Below are 26,403 nucleotides of genomic sequence, written 5' to 3'. Positions count from 1 at the left end.
CTGCACTGCAATTCGGGTATCTGAAGGTTTGCGAACGAAAATGATCACGCTGAAAACAGATAAAAAACGTCTGGCGCTTTTTATTGCTCTGGTCTGTGCCTCTTCATTGGTTGAAGCGGATGAGGCCATTGAATTTAATACCGACGTGCTGGATGCCAGCGACAGGCACAATGTCGATTTGCAGCGTTTTTCCGAAGGCAACTTTGTGACTCCCGGAGAATATCTGCTGGATGTTCGTATTAACAGCCAGGAGATTCCTCAGCAGTCGATCCGTTATATCGTTGATCCTGCCAACCCGCATAAATCCATGGCGTGTCTGACGCCGCAACAACTCGAATTACTGGCGCTCAAGGAAGAGGCGCTAACCTATATTCATCCGATTAGCGCGACCTGCTATGACATTTCCCGTCTGCCGGGTGTGGTGCTGAATAATAGCGCAGGCGTGCTGGATATTACCGTGCCTCAGGCATGGATGAAATATACCGATCCTGACTGGACGCCGCCAGAACGCTGGGATAACGGCGTCGCGGGGCTGATTTTTGACTACAGCGTCTCGGGCCAGGCCACACATTACGAGCAGGGCGGGGATCGCTATCGCTCTCTGTCCGGCTATGGGCAGACAGGCTTTAACCTCGGCGCGTGGCGTTTTCGCGGCCAGTATCAGGCCAATTACGCTTCGGATGATAATCGTGGCCGTATCGACTGGGATCAGATTTATGCCTATCGCCCGTTACCGATGCAGGCTGCAAAACTAACGGTCGGCGAAATCTATCTGAATTCTCAGGTTTTTGATTCGGTGCGTTTCACCGGGGCGAACCTCGCCAGCGACGAGCGTATGCTGCCACCGAATTTGCAGGGCTACGCGCCCGAAGTGCACGGCATCGCCCGCAGTAATGCGAAGGTCACCGTCAGCCAGCAGGACCGTGTTATCTATCAAACTACCGTTCCTGCGGGGCCATTCAACATTCAGGATCTGCACGGTTCGGTACGCGGCACACTGGATGTTCGCGTCGAAGAGCAGGATGGCAGCGTACAAACCTTTCAGGTTAATACGGCTGATATACCTTACCTGACGCGCCCGGGCTATGTTCGCTACAACGCCGCGGTCGGTAAGCCATCGCGCTATAACCATGATGTTCAGGGGCCTGCGTTTTATAGCGGTGATTTCTCCTGGGGGGTCAGCAATGCGTGGTCGCTGTACGGCGGTGCGTTGCTCACTGGCGATCGTTATAACGCCTGGTCGATGGGAATTGGTCGGGATTTGAGCTGGCTGGGTGCGCTGTCGGCTGATGCGACGCAATCCGTGAGTCGTGTGAAGCATCAGGATGAACAAAAAGGGATGTCCTTTAAGCTCAGCTATGCCAAAACCTTTGATGAGTACAACAGCGCCATCACCTTTGCCGGTTACCGCTTCTCACAGCGTAACTTCCGGACTTTTTCGCAGTTCCTCGACGAGCAGTATGAAAATAACAATAGCGCTGGCAGCGAAAAAGAGATGTACACCATCACCGGCAACAAAACCTTCTTTGCCGACGATACGCATTTAGCGACCACGCTGTACCTGACCTATACCCACCAGAACTATTGGGATCGCGGTTCGCAGGATCGTTATGGGTTATCGATGGGACACAGTTTTTCGTTCGCTGGCATTCAGGGCGTCAGCGCCAACCTTGCGGCTTACCGCTCTGAGTATCAGGGCAAACGGGACGACAGCCTCTCGCTTTCAATTTCGGTGCCATGGAGCGATGGCCGCTCTATGGATTATGAATTGCAGAACAGCGGCAACCAGACCAGCCAGATGGTTTCGTATTCAGATAACCGCGACCGTAACAATCCATGGCGTTTGCGCACAGGGGTTTCCGGTGAAGGACACACGGCGTTTGATGGTTATTACAAGCACCGCAGCATGATGGCGGAACTGGAATCTAACGTCAGCTGGCAGCAATCACGCTATTTCTCCGTTGGCGGCACGATGCGCGGCGGCTTTACCGCGACGCGTCATGGCGCGGCGCTGCACAACAGCCAGGCGTCAATGAACACTGCCAGGGTGATGGTTGATACCGATGGTGTGGCGAATGTGCCGCTGAACGGCGAACAGGCGCACTCAAACCGCTTCGGTATTGCCGTGGTACCGGACGTTGTCAGTTATCACAGCTTTGATACCCGTATCGATGTGGACGCAATGGACGAGGACATTTCCGCGACCAAAGCCATCATCACCAACACCCTGACGGAGGGGGCGATTGGCTACCAGCGTTTTGCCGTGGCGCAGGGGCAAAAAATGATGGCGCTGCTGCGCCTGAAGGATGGTTCGGTACCGCCGTTTGGCGCCGAAGTGTTTAACGCCAACGGCGTCAGCGTCGCCATGGTGATGGAAAACGGCATGGCCTGGATTGCGGGTGTGAATCCGGCCGAGCGTCTTTCTGTTGCCTGGGCTGGCCGTGCGCAGTGTCACTTACAGGTGCCGCAACAAATCAACCCGGAAGGTAACGTGCTGTTGCCTTGTGAATAATTTCAATAACCTGAATGAATTTTGTCATGAATAATCAAGCTTTTTACTCCGTGCAGCGTTGGCTGAAACCCGTGGCCTGCGGCCTGCTTTTTATTGCAGAGATCAACGCCTCATGGGCAGGTATCGCGCTCGACCGTACCCGCATGATCATCACCGGTGATGCGCGATCTGTCAGTGCGAACTTAACCAATACCAGTCCGAGCATTCCATTCCTGGCCCAGTCGTGGGTGGAAGACGCCACCGGAACAAAAATTACCTCGCCGCTGATGGTCTTACCGCCGCTGCAACGAATTAACGGCGGGCAAAAGGGGATTGCCCGGGTGACGAAAACCAGCGGGATTAACGCTCTGCCCCAGGATCGCGAGAGCCTGTTCTACCTGAACGTTCGTGAAATTCCGCCAAAGCCGGATAAGCCGAATGTGCTGCAACTGGCGATGCAGTCGCGCATCAAATTGTTCTACCGTCCGACTGCTATCGTGCCGGAAACACCTGGCGCCGTGTGGCAAAACCAACTGGTCTTTCACAAACAGGGCCAGCGCTGGAGTGTGGACAACCCAACGCCTTATTTTGTCACCTTAATCGGCTTAAGCCGCAAGCCAGAAACGCAGGGCGGCGGCAGATTGACCGACTTCCCAGGCGTTATGGTTTCACCAAAATCCTCTCTCGATTTCAGCGTGAACGACGGCAGCGTCAGTCAGTTCAGCATGATGTACGTGAACGATTTTGGCGGCCATCCCGAACTGAAATTCAGCTGCACAGGCAATGTGTGTAAAGCATTGCCGATGGAGCAGCAGCCCCGGTAACAGGAATCGTAAATGAAAAAGATGCTTTGCGCCCTGCTGATGGCGGGTATGGCCTGCCAGGCTCAGGCTACCAGTGGTCGCCAGGATATGAGCAACGTGTCCGGCGAGTATGGCAACGTCCGCTTTCATGGCCGGGTCTACGTTTCGCCGTGCGTGCTGGATATGGCTTCACGCGATCAGACCATCAATCTTGGTGATATTTCCGCCAGTCGGTTTCGCCAGGGCGGCGATCGCAGCGAGCCGGTGCTGGTTACGCTGTATCTGAACGGCTGCTTAAAAGGTTCCGGCCACACCTTAAGGGATTTCCCCGGACAGACCAGCGAAATGCCTGAGCTGGCGCACAGCACGGTGGAACGCGGCGTTTCGATGACGCTGATGGCTGAAGGCGCACCGGAAAACAGCGATCTGGGTCGTATTCGCGGTGATGTGCGCGGCGCGGGCATTCGGTTACTGACCGAACGCAACCAGTTGCTTCACCTGAACCAACCGCAACGCATGTGGATCCTCAAACCGGGCGATAACGCGATCCACTTTCTGGCCGCGCTGGAATCTTTTGGTCCAGAGGTGACCGCCGGAGAATTTAACGGCCTGGTCAGACTTAAGCTGGAGTATCTATGAGCATATTGCGCAACACGCTACTGTGGACGGCCCTGGCTGGTTGTCCGCTGGCCGGGCAGGCATTCACACAGGGGGAAGGTGAGCCGCAGGGAGGATCGCCGCATCAGTACGATATTGAACTGAACTCGCTGGATGTCAGCAAAAACCACGTGGGCGGCAGAACGGAGCCGTTCCCGTGGAATCTGGGCAGTTGGTATGTAGTGGATTTTCACTGCGAACAGGCTGACATCTCCCGACAACCGATTTACTACACCACCACGACCACGATGCCGCCTTCCAATCAGGGGGCGAACCGTTTTCGTTTAAACGAGTATCTGGATGTGGAAGTACAGGTGTGGGTCGCCGGGCGTTATAACAACTACGTTCAGGCGCCTTTTACCAATTTTTCAAATCGTTACAACGATCATAGCTGCAAAAAGCGCAAAGGCTACGAACGGGCTACCAACATAGAAAGTGGTTCAAAAGGGAAAGTGACGTTTATTGTCACTAAACCCATTATTAATGGCATCAATATTACCTCCCAGTCGCTGGTGGAGGTTGCCGGGCGTCTGGGGGATGCTGGCCCTACGCCGACAACGCCTATTTCCCGCGTGGTGATTAAATCCGGGCTGATTACCGTACCGGACAAATGCACCTTCAATCGGGGAGACAAAATCAGCATTGAGTTTGGCGATCTGCCTGGATCCGCTACAAAGCTCAACGGCACCAACTACAGCAAGCCAATCCCTATACATGTGGTGTGTGAAGGCGGCAGCTTCGATCAGGGCGCGCTGAATATCAATCTTGGCGTGCAAACGACCACGGCCTCAGGCACGGCGGGATTTAACGGTAATCTCCTCGGCACGTTAAGCGGCGGACAAAAACGCGACGATCTCGGCATTATGCTTAAAGACGAGAGCGGCGGCGCCGTCGTGCCCAATCAATTCTACAACGTGAAGGGGTTTTACCAGAATCAGGGCGACTGGAATCTCACCGCCGCACCGGTGGCTAAGCCGGGCGTGGGAAGCGTTAAGGAAGGTGAGTTTGAAGCCTCAGCCACCGTTGTTGCGCAGTTTCAGTAGGGGGATGCCATGAGATTTACGGCGTTAATCGCGACCGGAGTGCTACTGCTTGGCGGCACGGCGCAGGCCGATACCAAACTGGTCGGCGGCGATATGTATTTTCACGGCACCATCAGAGCGCTGGCCTGCAGCCTGGTCCCCGGTGGCGACAAAATCGAGGTCGATTTCAAGCAAATCGCGACGCAGGATCTCTATCTCTCGGGGCGCAGTAAGCCAGAAAAATTCAGTATCCAGTTACGCGACTGCAACCCTGAGGTTTTTCGCGGGATCTCGGTTACCTTCAGCGGTCGTGAGGATGCGGAGCTGGCCGATCATCTGGCGCTGGATAGCAGTGAACAAGGCGGCGCGTCAGGGATCGGTATTGGGATGAGCGAAGAGGACGGCACGGCAATCCGCCTTGATGAGAGCACGTCAGTCAAAGAGATAACGGAAGGCTCGATGACGCTGAATTTTTTGGCGTGGGTCGCGGCGGAGCCATCGGCGATAAAAAATCAGTCTCTCGAATACGGTCCGTTCAGCGCCAGCGGGACCTGGATACTGAACTACCAGTAGCATGATGAACGCACTGAATCGTATTGCGCCGCTGCCTGCGCAAAAATTATTGCTCGGTATTAGTCTGTTTTTCTGGTGCGGGGCAATGCATCTCTACTGGCCGAATAACGGCGGCAGCGGTCTGTCGTTACCGCTTAATATCACGAGCTGGATCTACGCCGTTGTGCTGGTTGCATGCGCATCAGTGCTGGTGCCTCATCAACGCTGGCGCATCACTGTACCTGCCACGGGGTTTACGATGGGGGCGCTCATTCTGACGCTGCTATGCCTGCTGACGCCTGATGTCTGGCAGTCCGAGGCCCTGCTGGTCGCGGGAGCCTTACTGGGAGGCGTTCTCGTCTATTTGGTGACGGTGCAAATTCCGCTTGCGGCACGATCTCTGACGACACTGCTGGCCTTGCTCTGGGGGGCGTGCGTCATCGAATGTCTGGCGTTTATGTATCAGTACTGGCATTGGCTGGGCGTTGATTACTGGGAGTTTGCCTGGCGGCGCAGCACGCGGCCCTACGGTATTTTTCAGCAGGTTAATCTGATGGCCAGCTTCACGGCCTGTGGCGTACTGCTGTCAGCCACGCTCTTTTTACGCCTGCGCGACGGGTATCGAATTGTCATCGGGGTTGGCCTGGTGATGATGGGATTTGTGCTGCATGAATCCCAGTCGCAAACCGGTTACCTCTCTGTGGCGGTTGGTGAAGCGCTGCTGCTGATGGTTTTCCCGACGCAGCGCCGTCCGTTGTTGCTACTCCTGTTGCCGCTGGCGTCAGGCATGGCGGCGGGGTCGCTCGCCCGCCATTTTTTGTCCGTCGCTACGGTCGATCACTTCACCACTTCCCAGGTGCGCTGGACGGTGCTCAAAACGTCGCTGGCATTATTTGCCGAACGCCCGTGGACGGGGTGGGGCGTGGGCAGCTTTGCTTCTGTGTTTCTCGAACGCGCGGGGCCATTGGGGCTGAGCAGTATCTCGCATCCGCACAACGAACTGGTGTTATGGCTGGTGGAGGGCGGTCTGGTTGGGCTGGTGGGCGCGCTGTGTTTTATTGCGAGTGGTTTCTGGCTCTGGAAGCATGGGAATCGTTGGCGTCGCGCCTGTCTGGTGGCGGCGCTGCCGGTGGTGATTCATATGCTGACGGAATACCCCGTCAGGCAGTCAACGCCACACTGGTTACTGCTGATCCTGCTGCTTCGTTGCGCAGACCTCCCGTTAAAAGGGGCTCGCCTGACGCTTACGTCAACGTCGTTGTTGCGCGGACTGGCACTGATCTCGTTTTTGGCCTTCACACCATTGTTGCTTCTCTCGCTGCGCACGCAACAGCAATTGACGCTGGCGGAGCGGCAGTCAGCGCAGTGGCGTCTGGCTGAGTCGCTCCCTGTGGGAGGCTGGCTCCTTGCCACTCGCTACCGGTTTGATGTCCAGATGGGATATCTGCAACGCTATCAGCGCTCCCGGGATGCTCACTGGCTGGAAGCGGTCCGCCGCTGGGCGCCTGACTATGTGCGTGTTCACCCCGATCCGAACGTCTCTTTCACGCAAATCTTACTGGCGTTGCAGCAACGCGACCTGGTCGAGGCGCATCGTCTGGCGAGGCGCTTTTACCTGACGTATCCGAACGATCGCCGTATCCCGTGGCTGCAGGATGCACGACGTCCTTTTAATCAAAAAATGGAATGATATGAACAGACTCAGCGAACAGGCCCGCTATGTACCAGAGCTTCCCCGCAACGCCGAACTGCTGCGGATCACCGGGATCCGTTTGCAACGCATTCATTTTTTTGATGATCCATCGCTGGATGTCTGCGAAGTGTTAAGCCAGGTACGTACGCCGCTACCACTGGATCTTTTTTTCAAGCATCTTTCCATCACGGCAAAACAGCAGCTATTCCTGTGGCAAATGCGGCGGGTGTTGGCACTCTCAGGAAGCTTTTCGCTGAATTTATCCGTCAGGATGTTGACCTGCCTGCCATGGATTGCGCAGCTCGCCCGGCAGGCGCATCAGGGGCGGATTGTTATCGAGATTCAGGATCCAGGCACCATGATGCGCCTGGAAAAGGCAGAACAGCAGACCGTATGCATGGCCGTAAAAACCCTGATACGCCATGGTTTTCGCATGTGGCTGGATGACGTTTCACCCGAGCTATTTTTTGTCTGGCGGCTGTCTGGCATCCGTTTCGATGCCATCAAAATTGAAAGCGAAATGTTTCATCAGTTCAGGACATCGGAGTGGCAGTTGAGGGTACTGGTCAATCAATTTCGCGGGCTGGGAGACCGGGTTGTTGTCGAGGGAGTGGAAACGCCGCAGGATTATGCCATTTGCCGCATGAGCGGCGCAGACGCGGTGCAGGGATTTCTGTTTGAGCAGGAAGTCTTACCGAAAAGCCTGAACCATTGCTGATTCAGGCCCTGGTCATTACTCGCTCAGCGTCTGTGCGATATCTTTTTGCACCTGCTGGCGCTGTGCTGGGGTCAGCACTTTGTTCAGATCAAAATAGTATTTCACGCGATAATAACGTGCCTGTTGTTCGATGTTGCTGAACGCAGAAAGCTGTTTCTTGACGGCAGCTTCATCCCATTTCCCGGACTTGATGACGTCAATCAACGCGCCGTCTTTAACATCTTTCACCGAAATCTGGCTAACGTTGGTTTCAAGCTGCTGGTGCAGTTTTTTAATTTGCGCAACCTGGTCGGTGCTTAACTTAAGGTGCTGAACTATCGGATCCTGGGCGGGAGTCGGAACATTAGATGTCGTTGCTGCAAGCGTGCTAAAAGAAGCGCCAGCCACGGTAACTGCCAGCAAAGTCATGCGTATGAAGTTCTTCATTATTGAAATCCTGATAAGGGAATTATCGACATTGTCTGCCACTCGCTGGTTACGAGTGATTATCCTTTGCAGAATACGATGCCCGCCGCATGTCGCCACGCGAATTTGTTTTGCGGTTGGTTACGGAGTGAAACAATCCCGCCACGGAAAATGTTGTGCAGCGGGAGTGAAGGCGAGAGTTATAGCGTGAACGGGTCGGCGTCTTGCCAGGCGGGAAACTTCTCGCGATACTCGCGCAGCGCCGAGAGTGACAGTTCTGCGTCAATACGTGTGGCCTGATGCGGCTCGGCGGTGGCAATAATCTCACCCTGCGGATTAATCACCCGGCTGTCACCGCGATAATGATGGCCGTTCCCGTCAGTGCCCACGCGGTTACATCCTGCTACATAAGCCTGGTTCTCAATCGCCCGTGCTGTGAGCAGAACCTGCCAGTGCAGCGAACGCGGCGCCGGCCAATTGGCGACATACAATGCCAGGTCGTAATCGTTGCGGTTGCGCGACCACACTGGAAAACGCAGGTCATAACAGACCAACGGTAGAATACGCCAGCCGCGCCATTCAAAAATAACCCGCGCGTCACCTGCCTGGTAATACTGATGCTCATCCGCCATGCGGAACAGATGGCGCTTATCATAGAAATGGACATGACCTTCGGGTTCGACCAGTAAAAAGCGGTTGACCGGGCCGCGTTCAGACTGGAGAGCGGCGCTGCCTGCAATGAGGGCGTTGGTCTGCTGCGCCTTAGCGCGCATCCAGCTTACAACCTCTTCCTGCGCCAGCGATTTACTTGCCGCTTCCATGGCAAATCCACTGGTAAACATCTCGGGCAACACAATGACATCACGTCCTGTGACGGTTTCCAGTTGACGGTCGAAATGGCGCAGGTTGGCCGGGCCATCCATCCAGATCAGCGGTTGTTGCAGCAGAGTAATTTTCAAACCAGGCACGATCGAGGCTCCTCGTTGAACAACATTTTGACACTGTAACATGAGCTTTAACGAAAATGTGGCAATAAAAAGCCCCGCATTAAGCGGGGCCCGGCATTGTGCGTATGTCGTTATGCGGCTTCGACTTTACGCACCTTCTCTGGCAACTTTACCGGCTGAGTTGCCAGCTCCTCGGGTTCAAAGTCATCCACGTTGATGCTGCGCAGACGGCTCGCCTCGGCTTTCACCAGAATCGCGGCTTCGTCTTTATCAATCAGTCCTTTAGCCAGCGCATTGTGCGCCAGTTCATCCAGGCGGGTAAACGGCAGGTTCTTACCCAGCTCTTTGCAGATCCGCTGGTGGATAGGGTCAGCTGCAATCACATCCAGCAGAGCCTCTTCCAGCAAACCAACCGGGTTATGCTCGCTTGGCGTCAGGTATTGACCACGACCAAGACGAGAACGGGTGGCGCTTGGAACCTGCAAAATCTTCGCGACTTTATGATCCAATTTGTCTGACGGTGCATGGTAGTGGCGACCGGTAGGGAAGATAACCACATTCAGCAAGCCAGCGACCAGACGGTTCGGGAAGTTAATCAGCAGGTCGTCCATCGCCTGTTCCGCTTTGTACAACGCATCCTGAACGCCCCAGTGAACCAACGGCAGGTCGGCTTCATTACGGCCTTCATCGTCATAACGTTTCAGTACCGCGGAGGCCAGATACAGCTGACTTAACACATCGCCCAGACGCGCGGAGATACGTTCACGGCGCTTCAGGCTACCGCCCAGTACGGCCATGGATACATCTGAAAGCAGTGCCAGGTTGGCGCTCAGACGGTTCAGGTGCTGGTAGTAACGTTTGGTCGCATCGCCGGTTGGCGTGCTGCTGGTTAAGCCACGCGTCAGGCCAAGCCAGAAGCTGCGTACTTTGTTACTGCCGACGTGACCGATGTGTTTGAACAGCAGCTTATCGAACGCATTCACATCGTTACTCTGTGCCGCAGCCATCTCTTCCAGTACATACGGATGGCAGCGAATTGCACCCTGACCGAAGATCATCATGCTACGGGTCAGGATGTTAGCGCCTTCAACGGTAATGGCGATAGGCGCGCCCTGATAAGCACGGGCGAGGAAGTTGCTTTCGCCAAGCATAATGCCTTTACCGCCAGTGATATCCATGGCATCGATGATTGACTGCTGCCCACGGTGGGTACAGTGATACTTCACGATAGCCGACAGCACCGCCGGTTTTTCACCCAGCATAATACCGTAGGTAATCAGCGACGCCGCAGCATCCATCACGTAGGCGTTACCCGCAATACGCGCCAACGGCTCTTCAATACCTTCCATCTTGCCGATAGAGATTTTGAACTGGCGACGAATATGCGCATACGCGCCGGTTGCCATCGCGACGGATTTCACGCCGCCCGTCGAGTTAGACGGCAGGGTAATACCGCGTCCCACGGACAGACATTCCACCAGCATGCGCCAGCCCTGACCGGCCATTTTCGGACCACCGATGATGTAATCAATCGGTACGAACACATCTTTACCGAGGGTCGGACCGTTCTGGAACGGTACGTTCAGCGGGAAGTGGCGACGCCCAATTTGTACGCCCGGCGTTGAGGTTGGGATCAGCGCACAGGTAATACCGAGATCTTCTTCACCACCCAGCAGTTTTTCCGGGTCGGAAAGTTTAAATGCCAGACCCAGTACGGTAGCGATAGGGGCCAGCGTAATATAACGTTTGTTCCAGGTCAGGCGCATACCCAGCACCTGCTGGCCCTGCCAGTCGCCCATACAAACTACGCCGGTATCAGGGATAGCACCTGCGTCGGAGCCTGCTTCTGGGCTGGTCAGAGCAAAGCATGGGATCTCCTGACCACGAGCCAGGCGCGGCAGGTAATGATTTTTCTGCTCTTCGGTGCCGTAATGCTGCAGCAGTTCGCCTGGGCCTAACGAGTTAGGTACGCCAACGGTGATCGCCAGGATCCCGGATACGCCGGAGAGTTTCTGCAGAACGCGTGCCTGAGCATAGGCGGAGAATTCCAGCCCGCCGTACTCTTTCTTAATGATCATCGCGAAGAAGCGGTGTTCTTTCAGATACGCCCACAGTTCCGGGGGCAGATCCGCGAGTTCATGGGTTATCTGGAAGTCGTTCGCCATGCGACACGCTTCTTCCACCGGGCCGTCAATAAACGCTTGCTCTTCAGCAGTCAGATGCGGCTGAGGGTAGTTATGCAGTTTTTTCCAGTCTGGCTTGCCCTGGAACAGGTCGCCTTCCCACCAGGTCGTACCGGCATCAATCGCTTCTTTCTCGGTGCGCGACATCGGCGGCATGACTTTACGGAAACCGCGGAACACCGGCGCAGAGATCATGGATTTGCGCATCGGCGTAAAGTTAAACGGTACGAGGATAATGGCCAGAGGAACCAGCAGCCAGACTGACCACAGGCCAGCCACGCCAAGCGCAGCCGTCCAGGCGAGCAAAATTAAGCTGCTGAGGAATAAGCTCACGCGGTGATAAAACAGAACGCTGAGCAGAACAACCGTAGCGATAATACTCAAAATCATCATAACGAAAAGCTCCCTTGCTTGTAGGAGGTCTGACCACTTGTGATGATATGGTTGTAGTGGATGTAAATTCTTTTAGCAATGTGTTTACAAAATAATTACAACAAAGCTCACATTGTTGCCGTTTTAACCGGCACAAAAAATCAAAAGCCGTAGCCATTCCTGTGGCTTGTACTTCTCGCTGGTAGCGCTATCCGGTACACTGCATCTTGTCATTTACATTCATGCTGAAGGATATCCTCATGTACCAGGATCTTATTCGTAACGAACTGAGCGAAGCGGCGGAAACGCTGGCTAATTTTCTTAAAGATGACGCCAATATTCACGCCATTCAGCGCGCGGCGGTCCTGTTGGCAGACAGCTTTAAAGCCGGTGGTAAGGTACTTTCTTGCGGTAACGGCGGTTCCCATTGCGACGCAATGCACTTCGCCGAAGAGCTGACTGGACGCTATCGTGAAAACCGCCCTGGCTATCCGGCGATCGCTATCTCTGACGTCAGCCATATCTCCTGCGTTAGCAACGATTTTGGTTACGATTATGTGTTCTCGCGCTACGTTGAAGCCGTGGGCCGCGCGGGCGATGTCCTGTTAGGCATCTCTACTTCGGGTAACTCCGGTAACGTAATTAAAGCGATTGCCGCAGCGCGCGAGAAAGGGATGAAAGTGATCACCCTGACCGGGAAAGATGGCGGCAAAATGGCGGGCAGCGCAGATATCGAAATTCGCGTGCCGCACTTTGGCTACGCTGACCGTATTCAGGAAATTCATATCAAAGTGATCCATATCCTGATTCAGCTGATCGAAAAAGAGATGGTTAAATAAGCCGATAATTTTTGCCGGTCTTATCGGGCCAGGAACTTGTAGGCCCGATAAGCGAAGCGCCATCGGGCATTGTGCCGGATGGCGACGCAAGCGTCTTATCCGGCCTACAAGCTGTGCTTTGCCGGTCTTGGCAGGCAATTAACCGTTTTAAGGTAGGTGATGTATGTGCGAACTGCTCGGGATGAGCGCCAATGTGCCAACCGATATCTGCTTTAGCTTCACCGGGCTGGTCCAGCGCGGCGGAGGCACCGGGCCGCACAAAGACGGCTGGGGTATTACGTTTTATGAAGGTAAGGGCTGCCGTACGTTTAAAGATCCGCAACCCAGCTTTAACTCGCCTATCGCCAAACTGGTACAAGACTATCCCATCAAATCCTGTTCCGTGATTGCCCATATTCGTCAGGCGAATCGCGGTGAAGTAGCACTGGAAAATACCCATCCCTTCACGCGCGAGCTGTGGGGACGTAACTGGACGTACGCCCATAACGGACAGCTCAGCGGCTATAAATCGCTGGAAACCGGTAATTTCCGCCCGGTTGGGGAAACCGACAGCGAAAAAGCCTTCTGCTGGCTGCTCCACAAGCTGACAGAGCGTTATCCGCGCACGCCTGGCAATATGACGGCAGTGTTTAAGTATATTGCGATGCTGGCAGGAGAATTGCGGGAGAAGGGCGTCTTCAACATGCTGTTGTCTGACGGGCGTTATGTGATGGCCTTCTGCTCGACCAATTTGTTTTGGATCACGCGCCGTGCGCCGTTTGGCGTAGCGACGCTGTTGGATCAGGATGTGGAAATCGATTTTAGCTCAGAGACCACACCCAACGATGTGGTCACCGTGATTGCCACTCAGCCGCTAACCGGCAATGAAACCTGGCAAAAGATTATGCCAGGCGAGTGGGCATTATTTTGTCTCGGGGAGCGTGTAGTTTGATGCCAGCTGAGGCTGAACCACTTCGTGACTCAACGGCTTGCTGATAACGTAACGGCCATCGACGACGGAAACGGTCGGTGGCTTACGCGTCTGTTCAAAGTAATCGTATCCCGGCTTTAGCTGCGACCAGAACTCTTTGTAATACGAGAACTTATGGCGCTGCATGTTGGCGTCGGTCATGCGGAACGGATAAATGCTAACCTGGACGCTGGACTGTCCAAACACCAGCGCGCCGGTGACAAACTGGAAAATCTCATCAATGCCGTTGTCGGTCATCGCGTAGCAGCCGACGGAAACACAGGCGCCGTGGATCATCAGGTATTTACCTTCATAACCGTGGGCGCGGTCGTAGGCGTTAGGAAAACCAATGTTAATCGCTTTATAGAAGCGGCTATCCGGTTTCAGCTGTCCACGCTGTACGCTGTAAAATCCTTCCGGACTTTTGAAATCACCCTGACGCTGTTTCGGCCCTAAGCCGCCGGAATAATTGCAGATCTTATAGCTGTCGAGCAATTGATACTGTTCGCCCATCTTGACGTACAGATCCAGCGTGCGCTCTTCTTTGAAGATCTGGATATAGACGGGGGAGCCCATTAATTGCTGCTTATATTCTTTGCTGACAGGCGTAGTCGGGCTGCTGCTGCTCAGCAAACCGGCAAATGAAATGCACGGCAATAAAAGCATCGCAAGAAAAAATGCGATTTTACGCATACTGCTTATTCCTTGATAAAACGATTACACACGCCAGGACGGCAAAAAGAGTCCCCAAATCGGATAAATCTGGATCTGGAGCGCTCACATTATCACCCAGAGAGTTTTTCGCAAGTCTCTCGTGCGGCGTTTACACTTTAGATTTTCTTTATACGGAAAATTGTACTTAAAGGCAGTCAGACAGCGGCGTATTTTGCGCGTGAGCGCACTTCATTTAGTCTTATGAGTGCAGAATTCCTAATGTATTGAATTTAAAAAATTAATAATTTAATAATCGAATATTAAAATGGAATACCCGGCAACAGCGGTAGACTGCGCCGAACGTGTTTAATTAGGTATTTTTGTTTTCATGTCTTTTGTCTCTGCACCCCGACGCTTTTTGCCGGGTCTGCTGTCTTTGTGTGTTGTGTTGTCCTCACCGTCTGTCGCCAAAGTTCAGCCCCTCTTATCTGACGCCCATTTAAGCTATGCGGCGCAAATGCGCATGCGTAACCGCGCCCGGCTGCTTAAGCAGTACCACGCGCAGGTAAAAAAGCAGGCAAGTTATGTGGTGGAAGGAAATGCGCAAAGTAAAAGCGCGCTGCGACAGCAGAACAGGACGCTGATTAAACAGCACCCGGAGTGGTTCCCGGGGCCGCTGAAAGCGAGCGATCATCGCTGGAAAGAGCTGGCTGAGAATGACCATTTTCTCAGTAGCGATCATCTGCATAACATGACCGAAGTGGCAATCCACCGTCTCGAGCAGCAGCTGGGTAAACCTTATTTGTGGGGCGGGACCAGCCCGGATCAGGGCTTTGACTGCAGCGGGCTGATTTTTTATGCCTACAACAAAATCCTGGCGGCAAAATTGCCGCGTACGGCGAATGAAATGTATCACTATCGGCGGGCGACCATCGTCGCCAATCGCGACCTTCGTCGTGGGGATTTATTGTTCTTTCATATTCACAGTCGGGATATTGCCGATCATATGGGCGTCTATTTGGGGCAGGGACAATTTATTGAATCGCCGCGTACGGGAGAAACCATTCGGGTGAGTAATTTATCCGATGACTTCTGGCAGGATCATTACCTCGGCGCCCGTCGTATTCTTACGGAAAATACCATTCTGTAATCAACAAGGCGGTGCAAATGACACCGCCTCGTCAGGGGTTAACTCAACGCCCCCATGATCTTTAACTCCAGCTCGTCCGGAACTTCGTTATAAGACAACACCTGCAAACCCGGAGCGAACAGGCGCGCATAGCGCGCGAGCAGAGGACGTAGCTGCGGTGCGACCAGCAGGACCGGCTCTTTACCCGCGGCTTTCATCTGTTCTTTAATCTGCGGCATATTGGTCTGGAATTGATTGAGCATATTCGGATCGACCGGTACGCTATCGAGCACCACTTTGCCGCTTTGCTGCGCCTGATTCACCACATTTGCCAGCAGATTCTCCAGCTCATTATTCAGGGTGTACACCGCCAGCTCATCTTTGCGTACAAACGGATGGGTAATGCTGCGACGAAGCGCCAGACGCACATCTGCCGTTAACAAAATATGATCTTTGGTGACGGCGCTACTGGCGACCAGAACGGTAGCAATAGTGACGATATCGCGCAGCGGCACACCTTCGACCAGCAGTGCCCGGTAAACCTTCAGGAGCTGGCTGTAATTCAGCGCCGCGCTCAGATCCTCCGCCAGACGGGGCGCCATCGAAGAGAGGCGGTTATGCAGTTGCGTAATATCGTCGTAGTTAAACAGGTCGGGAATATAGTTGCGAATGATCTTATTCACGTGCGTTGCAATAACGCTGGCGCTATCAATGACCTGATACCCCATATTTAGCGCTTTGGCTTTTTGCGCCGGGACAATCCACGTGACCGGCATACCGTAGGCCGGATCGTGACCTAAAACACCATCGATCTCACCGTAGGTTTCACTGGAAGGCAGCGCCATCAGCTTATCTGAGGGAATATCGGCCTCATCAGCCTTGATCCCGTTGATAAAAATGGCGTACTGGGTCGGTTTTAGACGGAAGTTTTCGCGAATGCGAATTTCCGGTAGCAACACGCCGTTCGTGTCTGAGATAACCTGCCGCACACCGCGAATACGTTGGGTGAGCGGATTCCCTTTAGATTTGTCCACCAGCGACACCAGCTTGTAGCCCAGGCTCAGGCTGATTGGCTCAATCAAGGGGATCGTTTCCCAACTGACCTGTTGCTCGGTGGTTTCAACGATAGTTTTGGTCAGCGTCTCAAGGTTTTTCTCTTCGGTCTCAGCCACCTTCGGGCGCTTGCTCATACGCCAGGCGGTGAACCCCAGCAGGGCGCTGAACACCAGGAATGGGAAATGCGGCATTCCCGGCACCACCGCCAGTACAAACATAATGCTGGTGGCGGTATAGAGCACGGAGGGGCTGGCCAGCAGCTGGCTTCGCACGTCAGTGGCAATATCGCCGCTGTCGCTCACGCGAGTAACGATAATCGCCGCCGCCGTTGACAGCAGCAGAGACGGGATCTGGGCGACCAGACCGTCACCGATGGTCATCAGTACGTATTGCTGGAATGCAGCTTCGGCGCTTAAATCGTATTTGAAAATACCGATACAGACGCCGCCGATCAGGTTAATGGCCAGGATCATCATCCCGGCGATGGCATCACCGCGCACGAACTTCGACGCACCGTCCATTGCGCCATAGAAATCCGCTTCGCCCGCCACGTCTTTACGTCGCGCCTGCGCCTGGGCCTGATTAATCAACCCTGCGTTCAGATCGGCGTCGATCGCCATCTGCTTACCGGGCATGGCGTCGAGGGTAAAGCGGGCCGAAACTTCGGAGATACGCTCGGCGCCCTTGGTCACCACGATAAAGTTGATGATCATCAGGATGATGAACACCACAAAACCGACGACAAAGTTACCGCCGATCACCACCTGACCGAAGGACTCGATCACTTTACCGGCAGCGCCTGCGCCCATATGACCGTGCAGTAACACCACGCGCGTTGACGCCACGTTCAGCGTCAAGCGCATCAGGGTGGTGATCAGCAAAATGGTCGGGAACAGGCTGAATTCGAGCGGGCGTTTCGCGGAAACGGCCACCAACAGCACCATCACCGCCAGCACGATGTTAAAGGTGAACAGAATATCCAGCAGGGCCGGTGGTAACGGCAGGATCACCATCGCCAGAATACACAGTATTACCAGCGGAATGCCGATGTTACCGTTGCGCAGCAGCGCGAGTAATTGTTTAGTTATTTTCGGCATCCAGTTTAAGAACCTCTTTTGGAATGGAAATATGTCTGTTCAGCGAAGGGCGTGCCTGTGAACCGTCACGCCAGTGTTTCATTTGCAGTACATAGGTCAGGACGTGTGCAATCGCCCGATAAAGTTGAAATGGGATCTGTTGATTGACCTGGGTGGTGTAATAAACCGAGCGCGCCAGCTTAGGAAATTCAACAATCTCAATGTTGCTTTCTGCCGCGACCTGACGGATATACAGCGCAATTTCATCGGTGCCTTTGGCGACAACAAAAGGCGCGGCGGCGCGCGACTGGTCATACTGCAGCGCCACGGCATAGTGGGTTGGGTTGGTGATCACCACATCGGCTTTCGGCACGACCTTGCGGATTTGCCCCATCGCCATTTGCCGTTGCAGACGACGGATCCTGGCCCGTACTTCTGGTTTACCTTCCTGATTTTTATACTCTTCTTTCACTTCCTGTTTGGTCATCTTCAACCCTTTGGTGAACATTTTCTTCGCCAGAGGAACATCGATCACCGCGAAAAAGACAAACAGGATGACAAAGTTGCGCATGATGCTGCTGTACAGCGCCAGGCCATCGCTGACGGCCTGCTTGAAATACAGCTCCTGCAGCCCCAGGAAGGCGGCAACATTGTTGCGCACGCTAATCCACAGCATCACCAGCAGCACAATCGCTTTGAGCGTCATCTTGCCGGTGTCCACCAGATGGTCGGTGGAAAACAGACGGCCAATTCCTTTGAGCGGGCTTAATTTGCTAAAGTCCGGCAAAATTTTCTTTGGCAGGAATAACCAGCCTCCGGGAATCAGCGAGGCAAACAGCGCGGCGACCGGCATGGGTAACAGCGTCAGGATGAACTTGGCTAAAATCAGCAGATGGTGCTCGAGGAACTGGCCGATGATGTCCGGGTCATTAATGTTCTGCGCATACTGATGCACGCTAATGAAGCTTTCGCGGACAAAATCCTCATACCAGGGGAAGCTGCTGGAAATCACCATAAACGCGGCAAACAGACTGGCGGCAAGCCCCATATCTTTTGAGCGCGGAATTTGCCCCTCTTGCCTGGCTTTGCGAAGTTTTTGCGCCGAGGGTTTTTCTGTTTTTTCTTCGCTGCTGCTATCCGCCATAGTGCCCCTTGAGCGCGTCAAGCTGCTGCAAGACGAAATTCGCCAGGTGCAGATAGTGGTCGGGCAGGTTGTAAAGCAGAGTCGCAAAGCAGATAAGACCTGCCAGCATGTTGATCGGAAAACCTAACGAGTACAGGTTGAGCGGAGGTGCAATGCGGTTAAGCAAACCAAAGCAGCCCTGGACAATCAGCATGATAAAGGTTGTCGGCAGCGCCAGCAGCGTGGCCGCGGCAAACACCCAGCCCAGCGCCAGGGAAATGGTGCGCAGAGATTGCGGATGCAGCGCATTGCCAATCGGCCAGTAGGTAAAGCCTTTGAATAAAATGCTTACCAGCAACAAGTGTCCATCCATCGCAAAGAACAGTATCACCGCGTAGATGTTGATCATCTCCGCCAGTACCGTCGTTGACGCGCCGCTGCTGGGGTCGTTCATCACCGCCATGCTCATCCCCATATTGAATGAGAGGATCTGGCCCGCCAGCTGCAGCGCCAAAAATAAAAACTGCAGCATCAGGCCGAAAAGCATGCCCCACAAAAACTGCTCTGCGGTCAAAATAATGCTGTTGATCGACAGCAGGCTGTCAGGAACCGGATGGGGGATAAGCGGCGTAATGATAAAGGCCAGCGCCAGAGACAAAATAATGCGTATCCGCACCGTGAGCGCCGCGTTGTCCAGCACCGGCGCGTAGTGAATAAACGCCATAATGCGCACGAATGGAAACCACATGCCCAGTATCAGGTTACTTAACTGTGTAACGTCTGTTTCGCGCATGTCAGTGCACCAGAATGGCGGCCTGAGTGAACAGATGCACGCAGAGATCGCTCAGCTGGACGATCATCCATTTTCCGCAAATTCCCAATACGGCGAGAGTGACGATAAGCCTGGGCAAAAAGCTGAGCGTTTGTTCGTTAATCTGCGTCACGGCCTGAAAAATGCTGACCAGCATCCCTACCAGCAGGCTGGGAACGACCAACACGCAGACTAAAATGATCACGACTTTTATGCCGCTGGCGACGATATCTGCGGCTACATCAATGGTTAACATATCCGATCTCCGTTAGCCCAGTCCCAGACCGCGAATGCTGGAGGTCAGCGTGCCGACGGTTAGCGCCCAACCGTCAATAAGTACAAACAGCATCAGCTTAAAAGGCAGCGAAACGATCAGCGGCGACAGCATCATCATCCCCATCGCCATTAGCACGCTGGCGACGATCAGGTCGATCACCAGGAACGGGATGTAAATCATGAAGCCTATCTGGAAGGCGGTTTTCAGTTCGCTCAGCACGTACGCCGGTACGATAATGGAGAGATCCTGATCGGCTGCATTCCCTTTCGCGCTGGCGATAGTCATTATCTGCGCAATCGCTTTTTTGTTGGTCTGCGCCAGCATAAAGCGCTTCAATGGCGAGGCAGCGGTGCTCAGGGCGTCAGGGAGCGTGATCTGATCGTTTTCAAAAGGCACAACCGCGTGGTCGTAAATGTTGATCCAGACTGGACGCATCACCAGCATGGTTAACGACAGCGCAATGCCTATCAGTATGCGGTTAGGCGGCGTTTGCTGCAGCCCTAACGCCTGGCGCAGCAGGGAAAGCACAATAATAAATCGTGTAAAGCAGGTCATCATCAACACCAGCGTAGGCAGGATGCCCACCAGGGTCATCAGGATCAGGACCTGGATTTTTACGCTGTATTCCTGGCTATTACCGTGCGAAATCACATTCAGCAACGGGATATCTCCCCCTTGCGCGCAGGCAAAGGGAGAAAGGATGAGTAACGAGATACCCAGTATGAGTGTGAGTGTTGGTGCGCGTTTCATGGTGCCAGGTCGTTGATTTCATGCGTGTTGAATTCAAGAACGCGCAGGCCATATTTTTCATTGACCACCACCACTTCAGCCTTGCCTAGCAGGATGTTATTGACCTTAATATCCAGCGGTTCACCGGCGAGTTTGTCCATCTCAATGACGGTGTCGTCATCAATGTTCAGTAGATCGGACAGCATCACTTCCACGGATGACACTTCCAGCGTTAGCGTGACCGGAATACGTTTCAGCAATGACATCGACTCGGAAAAACGGTCTTCTAAACGCGCTACCAGCGTCTCTGTTACCGACGGTGCGGCCGGCGTGGTTGTTTCGGGTGCTAACTCGAAACCTTGCTCTAAAATATCTTCTGGCTTACTCATAGGATTTCTCCGTCTTGCTCGTTAATTCGGACAAAAACAGTTTGTCTTTGTCCTCTACGATCAGGGCATTAAATAATTCGGATTTCCCGATATAAACAGGGAAAGTATCAGGCATGGCGATAGGTAAAATATCCCCTGGCTTAATTGTCGTCAGGTCGGCGACATTAAGGGGGATTTCTGCAATTTTGACGTTCATGGTCAGTGGCAGCGTATGAATAATTTCTTTGATCAGCGTTTTTTTACGCGTCTCAATGCTGGCTTTATCAACCTGCTTTTTCTTCTCGCCGTGTTCGCTGCGGCGGATTAAATTCAGAATGTAATCAGTATGGGAATCGTCCAGTAAGATGCGGAAACTGCAATTTTCCTCATCACCTAAAACGAATGTAAGCTGATATGCCCAATGTGTTTGTACGGTACTGCTGTCTGGTTTTAGCGTCAGCGGAATACCCGATATATTTTTATTAAAAATAATATTGCTAATATCCAGCGCCAGCCTGCTTCGCAGTCGGGTTTCTGTTTTGGTCGGTAAATCATCTTCTGACTTTTCGTCTGCAAGCGATGATGTCAGACCATAAAAGTTGCCCAGCAACATTAACAATAGCGCGCGATCGATATCAAAAGCCAAATGCCCAACCTGCGAGACTAATAACTCGGCGCTTTTATTGATAACATCCATCTCGCATTGTATTTTTCTGAGTGTTATATTTGTGCGATGTTTTTTCAGGAAATAGTTTCCGAGATGTGATTCAATTGTATCAAAATTACCCGTAAACATAGTCGGCAGACGATGATAAGGACGCCCAAGCCGGTTTCCTTCAAGTTTAAAGATTCCGGGCGTTTGACTATATTTCAGCATGGTACGCTTTCTCAGCTGTAATTTCTGGGGCGGATGAGTTGATATCAAATCCCGCGGTTATCAAAGAAAAAACAAATCCATTTAATTTATGGTTCATCCTTGACGCTATTCTCATATTGTTGAAGTCCATTAGATATGAAATGCAGTACCTACTCTCGTCTCTGATGTAGGGCTGGATATTAGATATTTTACCTCTCTCCTCTGCAAGTTATTAATGGCGTCAGGCTATAATTAAAAAATAATTAATTACGTATACGTGATGCTCGCCGCTAATCCGCTCACCCACTTAAGGTATGTCTTATGTGGCTGGTTTTTGTGCTGCTATCAGTGTAAGTCATTGTTTTTGAATGAATAATATTTTTATTATCTTTTAATTTAAGATTGTTAATGGCTCCGGTGTTAGTATTTTTTTAGGAAAAACCCTATTTGAAAATAGTCTTCGATAGGGCTGCCCCTTGAAGGGGCGGTAAAACATGAGCAAGGATGGGATTAAGACATGGCACGGGCGATATCTATTATTCGATGATTGTGCTTTGGAATGATTTGTATATTTCTCGTAACGGATGTTAACTTTACTTCTAAGTGTAAAATAATCATGTTTGAACTTATTGCCGAAGCAGCCTCCAGTATCAATGTGTTTTCAATGGCAAGGCGTATTGCTGCGTTTAATGTACCAGTCCTTATCCATGGTGAAACCGGTACTGGTAAAGAATGTGTCGCCAAATTTATCCATTCAATTGCGTTTGCGCAGGAGCCTCAGGCACCTTATATCGGGGTGAACTGTGCCGCTATCCCTGAAAATATGCTCGAAGCCACGTTGTTTGGCTATGATAAAGGTGCATTCACCGGGGCAGTGGCTACCGTGCCGGGGAAAATGGAATTAGCCAATAACGGCACATTACTGCTGGATGAGATTGGCGATATGCCTTTAGCGCTACAGGCTAAAATATTGCGTGTATTGCAGGAGCAACAGGTTGAGCGCTTAGGTAGTAACCGTTTAATCAAACTGAACTTCCGTTTAATTGCCTGTACCAATAAGAATCTTGAAGAAGAGGTGGCCGCAGGACGCTTCAGAGAAGATCTCTATTATCGGTTATCAGTTATTCCGTTGACCATGCCGCCGCTGCGCGAGCGCATGGAAGACATTATTCCGCTGGCGGAGTCCTTTATCAAAAAATACTCCACGGTGCTGGTTAAAAATATCAAGCTTTCTGAATCATCGCGCCGGGCATTACTGAGCTACGAATGGCCGGGTAACGTGCGTCAACTGGAGAACGCTATACAACGGGGAATGATCCTGAATCGTGATGGCGTCATTTACCCCGATACCTTAGGTCTGCCATCCATTGAGTCTGATTCCTGGAGCGAGCCGCAATGGCAGCCAAAGCCCAGTATGCCAATAACGACCAGCGATAATCTGGGTCAGCATGGTCGTAGCGCGCAGTATCAATATATCGCTGACCTGATGCGTAAATATCAGGGCAATAAAACCAAAATTGCTGATTTATTAGGCATTACCCCACGTGCGCTTCGTTATCGTCTGGCGTCAATGCGAAAACAGGGAATTGAGATCTTTTCCTGAATCAGTCTGTGGTACCGAGAACGCTTTTTTAATTTTAAGAGTAGGTCATGAGCATAAATACGATAGCCCCAGCCAGTACGATGCAGACGCAAATGATGCAGGATATGCAGCAGATGAAAGCGGTCGCGCAGGCGCCCGTCCTTTCGCCGATGCAGATTAACGCCGTGGGCACCCAACTGGCATCTTCTCCGGTTTCGTTCGACCGCGTCATGCAGGGCGCGTTGAATCATGTTGATCAATTCCAGCAGGTCGCGGAGCAAAAACAAACGGCCATTGAGATGGGAAAAAGTGACGATCTGGCGGGGGCCATGATTGCCAGTCAGCAGGCATCGTTATCGTTTTCTGCGCTGGTACAGGTCAGAAATAAAGTCGCTTCCGGATTCAATGACCTGATGAGCATGTCAGTCTAACGCTATGAATGAATTAATAAAAAAACTCACTCAGTTTTTACCCTCGTTCTCTTTCAGACTGGATGGTAATAAACGCCTGATGCTGGTGGCGGCTGCGGCGCTTGCGGCTACCGCCATAATTGTCAGCGTGCTGTGGAACGGTAACCATGGCTATGTTTCGCTGTACGGTAGCCAGGAAAACCTCCCGGTTTCACAGATTGTCACCGTGCTGGACGGCGAAAAGCTGGAATACCGTATTGACCCTCAGAGCGGGCAAATTCTGGTTCCGGAAGACGCGCTGTCGAAAACGCGGATGACGCTGGCGGCGAAAGGCGTGCAGGCCATGCTGCCCAGCGGCTACGAGCTGATGGATAAAGACGAAGTGCTGGGCGCCAGTCAGTTTGTGCAAAACGTCCGTTACAAGCGGAGTCTGGAAGGCGAACTGGCGCAGAGCATTATGACGCTGGACGCCGTCGAGAGCGCCCGCGTGCATCTGGCGCTGAATGAAGAGAGCTCATTTGTCGTCAGCGATGAGCCGCAAAACAGCGCCTCGGTCGTGGTGCGTCTGCATTACGGCAGCAAGCTGGATATGGACCAGGTCAATGCCATTGTGCATCTGGTGTCCGGCAGCGTGCCCAATCTGAATGCGTCGAAGGTTAGCGTTGTCGATCAGGCGGGGAATTTACTGTCCGACGGTATTGGCGCGGGAGAGGCCGTTTCTGCGGCGACGCGTAAGCGCGACCAGATCCTCAAGGATATTCAGGATAAGACCCGTGCCAGTCTTGCAAATGTCCTCGACTCGCTGGTCGGCACTGGCAACTACCGGGTGAGCGTGATGCCGGATCTCGATCTGAGCAATATCGACGAAACCCAGGAGCATTACGGCGATACGCCGAAGGTAAATCGTGAAGAAACGGTACTCGATAGCGATACCAACCAAATCGCCATGGGGATCCCTGGCTCGCTAAGTAACCGTCCTCCGTTGGCGGCAAACCAGGTAGGAAACGGCGCCGCCGGAACAACGCCAGAAGAATCTCGCCAGCCAGCCGCGCTGTCAAAACATAGCGAGAACAAACGCGACTACTCCTGGGACCGTAGCGTTGAGCATATCCAGCATCCAGGATTCGACATCAAACGTTTAAATGTGGCCGTCGTGCTCAATCAGAGCGCGCCTGCATTAAAGAACTGGAAACCGGAACAAACCACCCAGTTGACGGCGCTGTTGAATAACGCCGCCGGGATTGATGCTAAGCGTGGCGACAATCTGTCCTTATCGCTGCTTAATTTTGTGCCGCAGTCGATCCCCGTCGAGCCGAAACTGCCTTTATGGAAGGATGACAGCATTCTGGCCTGGGTTCGCTTAATTGGCTGCGGCCTGCTGGCTTTACTGCTGTTGCTGTTTGTCGTGCGCCCGGTGATGAAACGATTGACCGCCGAGCGCCGCAGGACCTCTTCGCCTGAACTGGCGCTGGATGCTGTACCAATCGCAATTCCAGCGGACAAACCCCATTTTGCGGCCGCAGAAGATGAACGCAAAAATATCGAACTGCCTTCTTTCCCTGGTGACGACAGCCTGCCTTCGCAGAGCTCCGGTCTGGAAGTGAAGCTGGAGTTCCTGCAAAAACTGGCGATGAGCGACACCGATCGCGTAGCTGAAGTTCTCAGACAATGGATTACCAGCAATGAGCGAATTGACAATAAATAACGGCAGTAACAACAGCTACCTCGAGCAGGCCGCAATTTTATTGCTGTGTCTGGGCGAGGAGGCGGCAGCCACGGTGATGCAAAAGCTCAGCCGCGAAGAGGTGGTTCGTCTCAGCGAAAACATGGCGCGTCTGTCTGGCGTAAAAACCAGCATGGCGAAAAAAGTGATCAATAACTTTTTTGATGAGTTCCGCGAGCAGAGCGGCATTAACGGCGCCTCGCGGTCCATGCTGCAAGGGATCCTCAATAAAGCGCTGGGAACGGAAATCGCCAGCAGCGTGATCAACGGTATTTACGGTGATGAGATCCGCTCACGGATGGCGCGTTTGCAATGGGTAGAACCGCGCCAGCTGGCGATACTGATTTCAGAAGAGCATTTGCAATTGCAGGCCGTCTTCCTTGCCTTCTTGACGCCGGAGATCTCAGCCACGGTATTGTCTTACATGAGTGAGTCGGTACAAAACGAGATCCTCTATCGGGTTGCCAAGCTCAACGATGTGAATCGCGACGTGGTGGATGAGCTGGATCGCTTGATCGAACGTGGGCTGTCGGTGCTGTCCGAACATGGTTCGAAAGTGAAAGGGATCAAGCAGGCCGCAGATATCGTGAACCGCTTCCAGGGGAACCAACAGGTGATCCTCGATCAGCTGCGCGAACGCGATGAAGATGTCCTCGAACAGTTGCAGGACGAAATGTACGACTTCTTCATTCTGAGCCGCCAAAGCGACGAAGTGCGCCGTCGCCTGCTCGACGAAGTACCGATGGAAGACTGGGCGGTCGCGTTGAAAGGTACCGAAGCGCTGTTGCGCCGCTCGATTTATGCCGTGATGCCTAAGCGTCAGGTACAACAGCTGGAGGCGATAACGTCGCGCCTGGGTCCGGTTCCGGTGAGTCGTATTGAGCAGATCCGCCGTGAGATCATGGGGATTGCCCGCGAGCTTGAGGAAGCGGGTGAAATTCAGCTTCAGCTGTTTGCTGAACAGACGGCGGAGTAACG

General features: G+C 53.0%; 25 protein-coding genes. 14 read left to right on the top strand and 11 right to left on the bottom strand.

Annotated elements, in window-relative coordinates:
* The first annotated feature begins 40 nt into the window (after positions 1-40).
* The 7 genes from OGV77_RS24610 to OGV77_RS24580 are packed head-to-tail and all read left to right on the top strand — an operon-like array spanning position 41 to position 7,936.
* Positions 41-2,512, top strand: a complete 2,472-nt coding sequence (locus OGV77_RS24610; protein WP_087051695.1) for a fimbria/pilus outer membrane usher protein — start codon at positions 41-43, stop codon at positions 2,510-2,512.
* Between the two features lie 26 nt (positions 2,513-2,538).
* Positions 2,539-3,315 carry a fimbrial biogenesis chaperone gene (locus OGV77_RS24605; protein WP_043015230.1) on the top strand — a complete coding sequence of 259 codons (777 nt, stop codon included), beginning with the start codon at positions 2,539-2,541 and terminating at the stop codon, positions 3,313-3,315.
* Positions 3,316-3,327: 12 nt separating this feature from the next.
* Positions 3,328-3,933 carry a fimbrial protein gene (locus OGV77_RS24600; RefSeq protein WP_043015231.1) on the top strand — a complete coding sequence of 202 codons (606 nt, stop codon included), beginning with the start codon at positions 3,328-3,330 and terminating at the stop codon, positions 3,931-3,933.
* Positions 3,930-4,994 carry a fimbrial protein gene (locus OGV77_RS24595; protein ID WP_043015232.1) on the top strand — a complete coding sequence of 355 codons (1,065 nt, stop codon included), beginning with the start codon at positions 3,930-3,932 and terminating at the stop codon, positions 4,992-4,994. Before OGV77_RS24600 ends, OGV77_RS24595 begins: the two co-directional genes overlap by 4 nt.
* 9 nt (positions 4,995-5,003) lie before the next feature.
* Positions 5,004-5,546, top strand: a complete 543-nt coding sequence (locus tag OGV77_RS24590; protein WP_075145168.1) for a fimbrial protein — start codon at positions 5,004-5,006, stop codon at positions 5,544-5,546.
* A 1-nt stretch (position 5,547) separates the two neighbouring features.
* A complete protein-coding gene (locus tag OGV77_RS24585; RefSeq protein WP_075145167.1) occupies positions 5,548-7,215 on the top strand; it encodes a PglL family O-oligosaccharyltransferase in 1,668 nt (555 codons plus the stop codon).
* 1 nt (position 7,216) lies between these two features.
* Entirely contained in the window at positions 7,217-7,936 is a 720-nt protein-coding gene (locus OGV77_RS24580; RefSeq protein WP_080625696.1) for an EAL domain-containing protein, read from the top strand.
* A 15-nt stretch (positions 7,937-7,951) separates the two neighbouring features.
* Here the strand turns inward: OGV77_RS24580 and OGV77_RS24575 are convergent, their stop codons facing one another.
* The 3 genes from OGV77_RS24575 to fadE form a co-directional block, all read right to left on the bottom strand.
* Positions 7,952-8,362: a Spy/CpxP family protein refolding chaperone gene (locus OGV77_RS24575; protein WP_087051694.1), complete on the bottom strand. Its 411-nt coding sequence runs from the start codon at positions 8,360-8,362 to the stop codon at positions 7,952-7,954.
* A gap of 179 nt (positions 8,363-8,541) precedes the next feature.
* Positions 8,542-9,309, bottom strand: coding sequence for an amidohydrolase (locus tag OGV77_RS24570; RefSeq protein WP_043015237.1), 768 nt, complete (start codon positions 9,307-9,309; stop codon positions 8,542-8,544).
* Positions 9,310-9,419: 110 nt separating this feature from the next.
* A complete protein-coding gene (gene fadE, locus OGV77_RS24565; RefSeq protein ID WP_043015238.1) occupies positions 9,420-11,864 on the bottom strand; it encodes an acyl-CoA dehydrogenase FadE in 2,445 nt (814 codons plus the stop codon).
* Positions 11,865-12,103: 239 nt separating this feature from the next.
* Here fadE and lpcA point away from each other — a divergent pair, with 239 nt between their 5' ends.
* Positions 12,104-12,682: a D-sedoheptulose 7-phosphate isomerase gene (gene lpcA, locus OGV77_RS24560; protein WP_043015239.1), complete on the top strand. Its 579-nt coding sequence runs from the start codon at positions 12,104-12,106 to the stop codon at positions 12,680-12,682.
* Positions 12,683-12,845: 163 nt separating this feature from the next.
* Positions 12,846-13,613, top strand: coding sequence for a class II glutamine amidotransferase (locus tag OGV77_RS24555; RefSeq protein WP_003031388.1), 768 nt, complete (start codon positions 12,846-12,848; stop codon positions 13,611-13,613).
* On the opposite strand, the gene dpaA is transcribed toward OGV77_RS24555, so the two are convergent.
* On the bottom strand, positions 13,584-14,324 hold the full coding sequence (dpaA, locus tag OGV77_RS24550; protein ID WP_087051693.1) for a peptidoglycan meso-diaminopimelic acid protein amidase: 741 nt from the start codon (positions 14,322-14,324) through the stop codon (positions 13,584-13,586). The two genes, OGV77_RS24555 and dpaA, sit on opposite strands and share 30 nt — an antisense overlap.
* Before the next feature lie 349 nt (positions 14,325-14,673).
* On the opposite strand from dpaA, the gene OGV77_RS24545 reads away from it, so the two are divergent.
* Complete coding sequence (locus OGV77_RS24545; RefSeq protein ID WP_043015242.1) at positions 14,674-15,435, top strand: C40 family peptidase; 762 nt, start codon at positions 14,674-14,676, stop codon at positions 15,433-15,435.
* Positions 15,436-15,473: 38 nt separating this feature from the next.
* On the opposite strand, the gene OGV77_RS24540 is transcribed toward OGV77_RS24545, so the two are convergent.
* Genes OGV77_RS24540 through OGV77_RS24510 form a run of 7 tightly spaced genes read right to left on the bottom strand, consistent with a single transcriptional unit; the run spans position 15,474 to position 21,731 of the window.
* Entirely contained in the window at positions 15,474-17,567 is a 2,094-nt protein-coding gene (locus tag OGV77_RS24540; RefSeq protein ID WP_043015243.1) for a flagellar biosynthesis protein FlhA, read from the bottom strand.
* Entirely contained in the window at positions 17,551-18,690 is a 1,140-nt protein-coding gene (flhB, locus tag OGV77_RS24535; RefSeq protein ID WP_043015244.1) for a flagellar biosynthesis protein FlhB, read from the bottom strand. Before flhB ends, OGV77_RS24540 begins: the two co-directional genes overlap by 17 nt.
* Entirely contained in the window at positions 18,680-19,462 is a 783-nt protein-coding gene (fliR, locus tag OGV77_RS24530) for a flagellar biosynthetic protein FliR (RefSeq protein WP_043015245.1), read from the bottom strand. Before fliR ends, flhB begins: the two co-directional genes overlap by 11 nt.
* A 1-nt stretch (position 19,463) precedes the next feature.
* Positions 19,464-19,736 carry a flagellar biosynthetic protein FliQ gene (locus OGV77_RS24525; protein ID WP_003838859.1) on the bottom strand — a complete coding sequence of 91 codons (273 nt, stop codon included), beginning with the start codon at positions 19,734-19,736 and terminating at the stop codon, positions 19,464-19,466.
* Between the two features lie 12 nt (positions 19,737-19,748).
* Positions 19,749-20,507: a flagellar type III secretion system pore protein FliP gene (gene fliP / locus OGV77_RS24520; protein ID WP_043015246.1), complete on the bottom strand. Its 759-nt coding sequence runs from the start codon at positions 20,505-20,507 to the stop codon at positions 19,749-19,751.
* A complete protein-coding gene (locus OGV77_RS24515) occupies positions 20,504-20,875 on the bottom strand; it encodes a FliM/FliN family flagellar motor switch protein (RefSeq protein WP_043015247.1) in 372 nt (123 codons plus the stop codon). Before OGV77_RS24515 ends, fliP begins: the two co-directional genes overlap by 4 nt.
* On the bottom strand, positions 20,868-21,731 hold the full coding sequence (locus tag OGV77_RS24510) for a FliM/FliN family flagellar motor switch protein (protein ID WP_043015248.1): 864 nt from the start codon (positions 21,729-21,731) through the stop codon (positions 20,868-20,870). The genes OGV77_RS24515 and OGV77_RS24510 overlap by 8 nt, the downstream gene beginning before the upstream one ends.
* Positions 21,732-22,326: 595 nt before the next feature.
* Between OGV77_RS24510 and OGV77_RS24505 the strand changes: the two genes are divergently transcribed.
* From OGV77_RS24505 to OGV77_RS24490, 4 genes are read left to right on the top strand one after another with little or no spacing between them, the layout of a single operon-like run.
* Positions 22,327-23,313: a sigma-54 interaction domain-containing protein gene (locus OGV77_RS24505; protein WP_043015249.1), complete on the top strand. Its 987-nt coding sequence runs from the start codon at positions 22,327-22,329 to the stop codon at positions 23,311-23,313.
* Between the two features lie 47 nt (positions 23,314-23,360).
* The gene (gene fliE, locus OGV77_RS24500; RefSeq protein WP_047406025.1) at positions 23,361-23,723 is read left to right on the top strand and encodes a flagellar hook-basal body complex protein FliE; all 363 of its coding nucleotides are present in this window, start codon (positions 23,361-23,363) and stop codon (positions 23,721-23,723) included.
* Between the two features lie 4 nt (positions 23,724-23,727).
* Entirely contained in the window at positions 23,728-25,407 is a 1,680-nt protein-coding gene (gene fliF / locus OGV77_RS24495; RefSeq protein WP_080625694.1) for a flagellar basal-body MS-ring/collar protein FliF, read from the top strand.
* Positions 25,385-26,401, top strand: a complete 1,017-nt coding sequence (locus tag OGV77_RS24490; protein WP_043015252.1) for a flagellar motor switch protein FliG — start codon at positions 25,385-25,387, stop codon at positions 26,399-26,401. Before fliF ends, OGV77_RS24490 begins: the two co-directional genes overlap by 23 nt.
* Positions 26,402-26,403 lie beyond the last annotated feature (2 nt).

The sequence above is a fragment of the Citrobacter sp. Ce129 genome (assembly GCF_030334545.1).
In the GTDB taxonomy this organism is placed as follows: Bacteria; Pseudomonadota; Gammaproteobacteria; order Enterobacterales; family Enterobacteriaceae; genus Citrobacter; species Citrobacter europaeus.
Note: the sequence above shows the minus strand (reverse complement) of the source record. Positions and strands in the feature narration are given on the sequence as shown.